Genomic DNA, 6,102 nt, shown 5'->3' on the forward strand with positions numbered 1-6,102 from the left:
AGGGGAGCGGGCCGGTGCCGCGCGGTTGGGGGTGGATTAGAGGTCGACCCCCGCCGCGATGGCTTCGAGTTTCCGCAGCCGTTCCTTGAGATCGGCGATCTCGATTCGCGAGCCGGCGTGGGGGACGGCGGGGTCATGGCCTATGCTGTGGCCTGCGGCGAGTTCCTCGCGCTTCAGCTGGATCCAGTCGCGCCAGCCGCGGAGCGCGACGAGGCTGATGATGGTCAGCGCGACCAGCGCGACGGCGGCGGTGGTAAAGTCAGGATGGATGAAAGCCATGAGCGTTGCTCCTTTGCCGGCGTTCAGATTTTGCTGCTGTCGCGCAGCTTCTCGATTTCCTGATCGAGCGTCACGGCGCGATTATTGTCGGTGGCGATGCGTTCGAGGACCTGGATGCGCTCCTTGAGCGCCCGGATTTCGGCCTGCAGTGCCTTGGTCTCGCCATTGTCGGTGGCGACGAAATACTCGCCCCCCTTGTGATCGCGGCGAATGCCATGCTTGGCGCGGACGATGCTGCCGATCGTCACGATCAGAACGATGCCGATTACCATTTCAAACGGACCCATGGGGAGTATCCTTTCCGTATATGTCTTGCTTAGTTCAGCGGAGCGTCGCGCAGCTTTTCGATCTCGTCGGCGACATCGATACCCTTGTCGGTAACGATGCGCTCGAGAACGCGGACGCGCGCTTCCAGCCGTTCGGTATGCGCCGCATATTGCGCGGCTTTTTCGGCGGTCTCGTTCGTGATCGCCTTGAACTGCCGTTCCTTGAACTTGAGGTGACGCTCATAGGCGGCGTAGCCGATGCCGAGCGTGACCGGCAGTCCGACGACGATCAACAGAATGACGATGGCTTCCATGTCTGTCCCTTCAGTTCGACGGGCGCCGCAGCGCCTCGATCTCGTGGCTGAGCCGGTGACCTTCGTCGGTGACGATGCGTTCGATGACCGCGAGGCGATCCTTCACCGAGCCAAGCTCGGCGCGCAGCTGGGCATTTTCCTGGCTGACCAGCTTGACGCGCTCCATCGCCTCGTCGCTCGTCCTCGGATAAACCGCCTTACCCCAGCTGTTTTCGAGCGGATAACCGTTCTTGACGCGGAGCCAGGTGGTGAAGACCCAACCGCCGACCCCGGCCAGACCGACGGTTATGGCGACGGGAGCGATAATGTTCAGGACGTCCAAATTCATCGTCTCAAATCCTCTCAGCGCAGCCGGTCGATCTGGTTGGCGAGCTCTGCCGCCTGTCCGTGATTTTCGGTCGCGATACGCTCGAGAACCGAAATCCGGTCCTCCAGACGGCTGACCTGGTCCGCCAGCTTGGCATTGTCGCCTTCCAGCAGCGCGATTTTTCGATCAGCGTCGGGGTCGGATCGATGAACCGTGCCGCCCCATTCATTTTCAACCGGATAGCCGTGCTTGGCGCGGATCCAGGTGGTGAACATCCAGCCGCCGACCGACAATGCGATAATGGCGAGGACGAAACCGGTACCCCCGAAATTCATTTTCTGTCTCCCTGTTTGTGCCCCAAGGATCTTTGGGTCCGCTCAGCGCAGCGCGTCGATCTCGTCGGCGAGGCGGCGGTTGTGGCTGGTGTAATATTGTTCGATGTCGGCGAGCCGGCGGTCGATGTCGCGGAAGCGCGAGCGGATGTCGCGGGTCGAGGCGCTGGGGTTCGAGCGAACCCCCTGCCAGAACTTCGCCTCCTCGTTCGATCCATAGAGCGCGAACGGCTTGGGCGTGCCCATCCAGGCGACCATCCAGTAAGCGATCAGCGTCCAGGGAAAACCGCCCATCAGCGTCAGCAACACCGCGCCGACGCGGACCCAGAGGACGTCGATCCCGCTATAATCCGCGATCCCGGCACACACGCCGCTCCACTTGGCGTTCTGCTTGTCGAGGTAGAATTTCGTGCGACTGGCAGACATCTCAGTTTCTCCTGGTCATATTTTCGAGTTGCGCCAGGTCTTCATCGCTACGCACCGCGGGGCGGAAGTCGGGATGGTCGGCGCTGATGATCCGTTCGACGGTATGAAGACGATTCTCGAGCCTGCGAGCCGTATCATAGAGTTCATCGAGCAGTTGTTCATCTTCCCCGGTCAGCGTCTTGGCCTGCTTCCACTTGGTTATATAGTGGAGGATCAGCCAGGGCAGACCGAGGAAGAGCGTTCCGATGACGATCGGGACGATGATGATTTCTTCCATCGGTCCGGCTCCTTATTGTTTGCTGGCCTGCGCGGCTTTCAGGGCCGCGAGTTCGTCGGCGACCTTGTCGGCGGCCTGCAATTCGGCGATCTCTTCATCGAGCGACTTTTTATAGCCGAGGTTCAGCGCATCGGCGCGGCCTTCGGCTTCGTCGACGCGGCGTTCGAGGATCTCGAAGCGCGAGAAGGCATCTTCGACGCGGTCGCCATTGGTCATCTCGCGCAGCTTGTAGCGGTTCTCGGCGCTTTCGAGGCGGTTGACCGCGCTCGACTGGCGCGCCCGCGCTTCCGAAAGCTTCTTCTGCAGCTTGGCGATATCGTCTTCATAACCTTTGAGCGCATCATCGAGCACCGAAATCTCGGCTTTCAGGCGCTCGGCCATGTCGCCGGCCTTCTGCTTTTCGACCAGCGCGGCCGTGGCAAGATCTTCGCGGTCCTTCGACAGCGCGAGTTCGGCCTTCTCCTTCCAGCCATCCTGCAGGCTTTCGAGCTTGGCGATGTGGCGGCGCATTTCCTTTTGGTCCGCGATCGTGCGGGCAGCGGAGGCGCGAACTTCGACGAGCGTTTCGTTCATCTCGAAGATGATCTGGCGGATCATCTTTTCGGGGTCTTCGGCCCGGTCGAGCAGGTCGGTGACGTTGGCGGCAATGATGTCGCGGGTTCGTGAAAAAATACCCATTTTGAAACTCCTGTCGAAAATCTTGAGACCTGTGTCTTTTTTTGAAGAAAGGCTGGTGCCGGGGCGGGGCAAGGGGGGAGAGTGCCCCGGCACCAGTGCCGGTCAGGCCAAAGGACTGACCGCCGGGGACAAAACAGCGGCAACCAGCGGGCCGGCGGGGGTGCCGGTGATGCTGGCGGCGGCCTGGGGCTGGTCGATCACGCCGACGAGGATGGCCAGCGCTCCGGCCGTGCTCAGCACGAAAGTGGCGGCTTGGGCAAACATCGACTTCATGATCGAACCTTCCTGTGCTTTTCGCTGCACCGGCACGATCTGCGCCGGTTCGTCATAAACAATGCAGAAGCCGTGCCAATTGCTTGAACATACGGAAAACCGCCAAACTTCACACCGAAACAGATATCCTCTTCGAATTGACTTGCCAATCAACGGGAAAATTTGCCAATGATTGGGAATGGAGCGCGAGACGCAATTTATCGGCCAATCGGCAGCGTTTCAGGACGCGGTCGAACGCGCGAGTCTCGCGGCTTCGCTCGATCGGCCGGTGCTGGTGATCGGCGAGCGCGGGACCGGCAAGGAGCTGATCGCCGAGCGCCTTCACCGCCTGTCGACGCGCTGGGACCGCCCCTATGTGATCATGAACTGCGCCGCGATGCCCGAGACGCTGATCGAGTCCGAACTGTTCGGGCACGAGGCGGGAGCCTTCACGGGCGCGACGCGGACGCGCGCCGGCCGGTTCGAGGAAGCCGACGGCGGCACGCTGTTCCTCGACGAGCTTGCGACGATGTCGATGGGCGCACAGGAACGGCTGCTCCGCGCGGTCGAATATGGCGAAGTCACGCGCGTCGGATCGTCGCGCCCGATCCGCGTCGACGTCCGCATCGTCGCCGCGACCAACGAACATCTGCCGGCGCTGGTCGACGACAATCGCTTCCGCGCCGACCTGCTCGACCGCCTGTCGTTCGAGGTCATCACCCTGCCTCCGCTCCGCGCGCGCGAGGGCGATATCGAAGTGCTCGCCACCTATTTCGGCCAGCGCATGGCGACGGTGCTCGGCTGGGAAGAATGGCCAGGCTTCGGTCCGCGCGCACTCGCCGCGATGGAAGGGCACGACTGGCCGGGCAATGTCCGCGAACTCAGGAACGTCATCGAACGCGCCATCTATCGCTGGGCCGACCCCGAAAAGCCCGTCGATGCCGTAAGCTTCGATCCCTTCGCGAGCCCGTGGCAGCCGGTGTCGCGCAAGGCTGCGGCGAAAGCGGAAGCCGTCACCGCGCCCGCAAGCGACGTTGCCCCCGCGGCTCCGCCATCAGGCCCGGTCAGTGACCTGCGCGCCGCGGTCGATGGATATGAAAGACAAATCCTCGCCGACACGATGGCGCGTTGCCGCTTCAACCAGAAGGTCGCGGCCGAGGCGCTCGGGCTGAGCTACGACCAGATTCGCCATGCGTTGAAGAAGCACGGGTTGAATCAATGAGCGTCGCTCCCCGCCTTTGCGGGGGCGACGGATATTACTGCCCCGGCAGCTGGGCGCTCAGCGCCTCGATCACCGCATCCTGCGTCGACACCATATCGGCGAGCCGGTCGCGCAGTGCATAGATGTCGGGGAGACCATCGATCGCTTCGTCGACGCTGCGTTCGAGGTAGAGGCGGTCGATGTCGGCAAGCGCCCCGGTGAGCGGCGCGCGCGCGGCGACCAGCCGCGAAATAGCCTGCTGCGCGACAACCCAGCGCTCGCTGGCAACCGGCGCGCCTGCCGCGGCGGATACGAGCGACGCTGCCTGATCGCGCTCGGCGGCGAAACCTTGCTGCCCGGCAGCGCCATCGGATTCCCAGCGCGCAAGGCGACCCGCGAGATCGGCCGGCAGCGGGCCCGGAGGCGCAACCACGACGGCAGGCGGCGCGACGTCGAATCGCCCCTCGACCGGCCTTTTGGCCAGCGAGGGCGCGCCCTCATTCCGGGCTGCGGCGCACGCCGTCAGCGACAGCGACGTCACGGCCGCAACGGGCAGGAAAAAGAAGGCGCGCTTGATCATGGCCCCTGATATGGGCGGCAGGCCCGGGCAGCAAGCGCGAATCAGGACATGGTGCCGCCGCGATCGCGCTGCGTGCCGCAAAAGCGCAAAAAGCACGGGAATATGCGGTTGACAGCACGGCCCTGGCTCGCTAATGGCGCTGACTTTCCCGCATGCCGGAAAAATCGCCTGCTCTGGCGGGTGACTGGCAGCGTGGGTGTTTTAGTTTCTGATTGGATGGAAGACCATGTTCGCAATCGTGCGCACGGGCGGCAAGCAGTATCGCGTCGCCGCCGGAGACAAGATCGCCGTTGAAAAGATCGACGGCGAAGCTGGCGACACCGTGTCGCTCGGCGACATCCTGCTGGCCGGTGACGGCGGCGAAGTGAAGAGCGCCGAAGGCCTCGTCGTTTCGGCCGAGATCATCGCCCAGACGCGCGGCGAAAAGGTCATCGTGTTCAAGAAGCGCCGCCGGCATAACTATCGCCGTCGCAACGGCCACCGTCAGTCGCTGACGCTGCTGCGCATCCTTGCGGTCGGCGATGCCAAGAAGGCCGCGCCGAAGAAGGAAGCCGCTCCGAAGGCCGAGGCCGCTCCGGCTGCCGAAGCCAAGGCTGCTGCGCCCGCCAAGGAAGCTGCGCCGAAGAAGGCTGCTGCTCCGAAGGCCGAAGCCGCCGAAGCGCCCGCCAAGAAGCCCGCTGCCAAGAAGGCAGCCCCCAAGAAGGAAGCCTGAGCGCGGCAACGCGGCTCGGCCCCTCGAACGAACTAAGGAGCATCAGTCATGGCACATAAGAAAGCAGGCGGTTCTTCGCGCAACGGTCGCGACTCAGCCGGCCGCCGCCTTGGCGTGAAGAAGTTCGGCGGTCAGGAAGTGATCGGCGGCAACATTATCGTGCGTCAGCGCGGCACCAAGGTTTACCCGGGTGTCAACGTTGGCATGGGCAAGGACCACACGCTGTTCGCAACCGCCGACGGCCGCGTCCGATTCCACGATGGCAAGCTTGGCCGCAAATTTGTGTCGGTCGACGCCATGGCGGAAGCAGCCGAATAAAGGACGATCTGCACGGGTCGCCCACCAAGGGATGACCCGGAACGGTCCTTTCCGCACCAGCGGGAACAAAGTTCGAAAAGAGGGAGACGGGTCACCCCCGGACTCCCTTTTTTCTTGCCTGAATTCCGTACTCTAGCGGGCAGGCGCGAAAATCGGGCCA

The 6,102-nt window shown here is 63.3% G+C and carries 13 protein-coding genes; 3 read left to right on the plus strand and 10 right to left on the minus strand.

What is annotated here, in order from left to right:
* Positions 1–36: 36 nt before the first annotated feature.
* From VGD20_RS02030 to VGD20_RS02070, 9 genes are all read right to left on the minus strand, one after another.
* The gene (locus VGD20_RS02030; RefSeq protein WP_331132857.1) at positions 37–279 is read right to left on the minus strand and encodes a hypothetical protein; all 243 of its coding nucleotides are present in this window, start codon (positions 277–279) and stop codon (positions 37–39) included.
* A gap of 23 nt (positions 280–302) precedes the next feature.
* Complete coding sequence (locus VGD20_RS02035) at positions 303–566, minus strand: hypothetical protein (RefSeq protein WP_331132858.1); 264 nt, start codon at positions 564–566, stop codon at positions 303–305.
* Positions 567–595: 29 nt separating this feature from the next.
* Entirely contained in the window at positions 596–859 is a 264-nt protein-coding gene (locus VGD20_RS02040; RefSeq protein WP_037554916.1) for a hypothetical protein, read from the minus strand.
* A gap of 10 nt (positions 860–869) precedes the next feature.
* Entirely contained in the window at positions 870–1,187 is a 318-nt protein-coding gene (locus VGD20_RS02045) for a hypothetical protein (RefSeq protein ID WP_331132859.1), read from the minus strand.
* A gap of 14 nt (positions 1,188–1,201) precedes the next feature.
* Entirely contained in the window at positions 1,202–1,501 is a 300-nt protein-coding gene (locus VGD20_RS02050; RefSeq protein ID WP_331132860.1) for a hypothetical protein, read from the minus strand.
* A gap of 42 nt (positions 1,502–1,543) precedes the next feature.
* Entirely contained in the window at positions 1,544–1,924 is a 381-nt protein-coding gene (gene pspC / locus VGD20_RS02055; protein WP_058804067.1) for an envelope stress response membrane protein PspC, read from the minus strand.
* Between the two features lies 1 nt (position 1,925).
* Positions 1,926–2,201, minus strand: a complete 276-nt coding sequence (gene pspB / locus VGD20_RS02060; protein ID WP_058804066.1) for an envelope stress response membrane protein PspB — start codon at positions 2,199–2,201, stop codon at positions 1,926–1,928.
* Between the two features lie 12 nt (positions 2,202–2,213).
* On the minus strand, positions 2,214–2,879 hold the full coding sequence (pspA, locus tag VGD20_RS02065) for a phage shock protein PspA (RefSeq protein WP_331132861.1): 666 nt from the start codon (positions 2,877–2,879) through the stop codon (positions 2,214–2,216).
* Positions 2,880–2,981: 102 nt separating this feature from the next.
* Positions 2,982–3,305: a hypothetical protein gene (locus VGD20_RS02070; RefSeq protein WP_331132862.1), complete on the minus strand. Its 324-nt coding sequence runs from the start codon at positions 3,303–3,305 to the stop codon at positions 2,982–2,984.
* A 25-nt stretch (positions 3,306–3,330) separates the two neighbouring features.
* On the opposite strand from VGD20_RS02070, the gene pspF reads away from it, so the two are divergent.
* Entirely contained in the window at positions 3,331–4,353 is a 1,023-nt protein-coding gene (pspF, locus tag VGD20_RS02075; protein ID WP_331132863.1) for a phage shock protein operon transcriptional activator, read from the plus strand.
* A gap of 34 nt (positions 4,354–4,387) precedes the next feature.
* Here the strand turns inward: pspF and VGD20_RS02080 are convergent, their stop codons facing one another.
* A complete protein-coding gene (locus VGD20_RS02080; protein WP_331132864.1) occupies positions 4,388–4,912 on the minus strand; it encodes a hypothetical protein in 525 nt (174 codons plus the stop codon).
* A 226-nt stretch (positions 4,913–5,138) separates the two neighbouring features.
* Here VGD20_RS02080 and rplU point away from each other — a divergent pair, with 226 nt between their 5' ends.
* Together rplU and rpmA are read left to right on the plus strand one after the other, a co-directional pair.
* Complete coding sequence (gene rplU / locus VGD20_RS02085; RefSeq protein ID WP_331132865.1) at positions 5,139–5,624, plus strand: 50S ribosomal protein L21; 486 nt, start codon at positions 5,139–5,141, stop codon at positions 5,622–5,624.
* Positions 5,625–5,672: 48 nt separating this feature from the next.
* Complete coding sequence (gene rpmA, locus VGD20_RS02090; protein WP_331132866.1) at positions 5,673–5,942, plus strand: 50S ribosomal protein L27; 270 nt, start codon at positions 5,673–5,675, stop codon at positions 5,940–5,942.
* The last annotated feature ends 160 nt before the right edge of the window (positions 5,943–6,102 follow it).

This window comes from Sphingopyxis sp. (assembly GCF_036402335.1).
Lineage (GTDB): Bacteria > Pseudomonadota > Alphaproteobacteria > Sphingomonadales > Sphingomonadaceae > Sphingopyxis.

Bases quoted from the DNA above. Each gene is read 5' to 3' on its own strand.
- VGD20_RS02030 (WP_331132857.1), bottom strand. From the start codon at position 279: ATGGCTTTCATCCATCCTGACTTTACCACCGCCGCCGTCGCGCTGGTC.
- VGD20_RS02035 (WP_331132858.1), bottom strand. From the start codon at position 566: ATGGGTCCGTTTGAAATGGTAATCGGCATCGTTCTGATCGTGACGATC.
- VGD20_RS02040 (WP_037554916.1), bottom strand. From the start codon at position 859: ATGGAAGCCATCGTCATTCTGTTGATCGTCGTCGGACTGCCGGTCACG.
- VGD20_RS02045 (WP_331132859.1), bottom strand. From the start codon at position 1,187: ATGAATTTGGACGTCCTGAACATTATCGCTCCCGTCGCCATAACCGTC.
- VGD20_RS02050 (WP_331132860.1), bottom strand. From the start codon at position 1,501: ATGAATTTCGGGGGTACCGGTTTCGTCCTCGCCATTATCGCATTGTCG.
- pspC (WP_058804067.1), bottom strand. From the start codon at position 1,924: ATGTCTGCCAGTCGCACGAAATTCTACCTCGACAAGCAGAACGCCAAG.
- pspB (WP_058804066.1), bottom strand. From the start codon at position 2,201: ATGGAAGAAATCATCATCGTCCCGATCGTCATCGGAACGCTCTTCCTC.
- pspA (WP_331132861.1), bottom strand. From the start codon at position 2,879: ATGGGTATTTTTTCACGAACCCGCGACATCATTGCCGCCAACGTCACC.
- pspF (WP_331132863.1), top strand. From the start codon at position 3,331: ATGGAGCGCGAGACGCAATTTATCGGCCAATCGGCAGCGTTTCAGGAC.
- VGD20_RS02080 (WP_331132864.1), bottom strand. From the start codon at position 4,912: ATGATCAAGCGCGCCTTCTTTTTCCTGCCCGTTGCGGCCGTGACGTCG.
- rplU (WP_331132865.1), top strand. From the start codon at position 5,139: ATGTTCGCAATCGTGCGCACGGGCGGCAAGCAGTATCGCGTCGCCGCC.
- rpmA (WP_331132866.1), top strand. From the start codon at position 5,673: ATGGCACATAAGAAAGCAGGCGGTTCTTCGCGCAACGGTCGCGACTCA.